This is a genomic window from Pseudomonas sp. B8(2017), assembly GCF_002113575.1.
GTDB classification, from domain to species: domain Bacteria; phylum Pseudomonadota; class Gammaproteobacteria; order Pseudomonadales; family Pseudomonadaceae; genus Aquipseudomonas; species Aquipseudomonas putida_Z.
In genome coordinates, this window is sequence record NZ_NEIO01000056.1 from 1 (window position 1) to 535 (window position 535).

Here is a 535-nt window from a genome sequence, read left to right on the forward strand (position 1 = left end):
CGGTGAGACGATCACCATCGCCGCCGGTTCGAAAGAAGCGTCGATCACCATCGATGCCCCAAGCGACGACGTCTACGTCGATGCCGAAAACCTGAGCGTGACTGTCACCGGCACCACCGGTGGTGACTTCGAGAAGCTCGACGTCAGCAGCACTGCGGCTGTGACCAAGGTCACTGACACCATCGACACCACTACCGTCACCCTGACGGCGACTTCGACTGTCGCTGAAGGCGGCGTGGTGACTTACACCGCTTCGGTCAACCACAAAGTCACCGGTTCCGATCTGGTGGTGAAGTTGGCCAACGGTCAGACCATTACCATTCCGGTGGGCGAGTCGTCTGCTTCGGTGCCATTCACCGCACCGAACAACGTCCACAACACCAACCTGGACCTGACCAACAAGATCACCGACATCTCGGGCGGTAATTACGAGAAAACCGTGGCGGTTGGCGAGCCGGTGACCACCGTCACCGACAACCCGGCGACTCCGGACGTCACCACGCTCACCCTGACCGCGACGGATACCGTGGCCGAA

Annotated in this window: 1 protein-coding gene; it reads left to right on the top strand. The window is 60.6% G+C overall.

Translation table 11 applies throughout. The annotated features are described in order from the left end of the window. On the top strand, nucleotides 1-535 hold a 535-nt coding region (locus CAG22_RS28625; protein WP_178081535.1), incomplete at both ends, for an immunoglobulin-like domain-containing protein.